1 protein-coding gene and 1 pseudogene are annotated in these 863 nt (G+C 51.9%); both read right to left on the reverse strand.

Annotated elements, in window-relative coordinates; translation table 11 throughout:
• Window positions 1-420: pseudogene (locus tag JCM14374_RS12860) on the reverse strand (cytochrome b/b6 domain-containing protein); the annotation flags it as partial.
• The coding region (locus JCM14374_RS12865; protein ID WP_369397393.1) for a 4Fe-4S dicluster domain-containing protein at window positions 420-863 on the reverse strand (444 nt) is incomplete at its 5' end. The gene JCM14374_RS12865 and the pseudogene JCM14374_RS12860, both read right to left, overlap by 1 nt.

The raw sequence follows: 863 nt of genomic DNA on the forward strand, positions 1-863 counted from the left end.
TATCACACAGGTCGGGGTAACAATGGAGTTGCCCTTTTCACCGCCATTGAACCTGGTCTGCGGCGGAACCTTGACCGGAAAGCCCAGGAACTCCAAGGGGAACTTCATAACAAAGATAATATCATTGACTCCAAAACGGAAGATGTCTTTTACCCAGCTGACAATGCCTTTGAAGTCAAACAGCACGAAAATTACTATAAAAATGGTCATACCAACAGCCGCAATCCGGTGCACCAGGTTGGCGCCGTTGAATCCGCCGAATACCGGAGCTAAAAAGTCCATGCCGTCCATGAAAATCAACAAACCGGTAAACAGGCACAGCAAAAACGTAACCGTATGGCCCCAGTGGGTCATGCGGGACACGAAGTTAAAACGTTCTACCCGGGGTAGATCTTCACGATATTCAGGAATTAAAGCCATTATTCATGCCCCCCTTCCACGTGTTCGCCATGTTTGTTGGCTAAAAGCCTGGTGGTTACGAAGCTGACTGCGGAACCTGCCAGGGCTACCGGAATCAGCCAGCCAAAGTACGGCTGTACCCAGTTCTGCCAGAAGCCCACGGTGCCGGACACCTTGGGATTTACCGGCAGACCGAATTTATCCGGGGTGTCGGTTAAAACATACAGGTTGTTCAATCCGCCCAGTTCCAGCTTGCCGTAAATGGTGGCGCGCGGGAAACCATGAGCCCGCAGGAATTTTACTCTCGCTTCTGCTTTTTGCAGGAGTTCATCCCTGTCGCCAAATGTTAAGGCGCCGCTGGGGCAGGTGCGGGCGCAAGCAGGTGTCAGACCAGCTTCTACCCGGTCGGCGCACAGGGTACACTTGGTAACTTTGTCCTCTCTCTTCCGGTATTTCGGAATTTC

It is taken from the genome of Syntrophomonas palmitatica JCM 14374 (assembly GCF_001311885.1).
GTDB lineage: Bacteria > Bacillota > Syntrophomonadia > Syntrophomonadales > Syntrophomonadaceae > Syntrophomonas_A > Syntrophomonas_A palmitatica.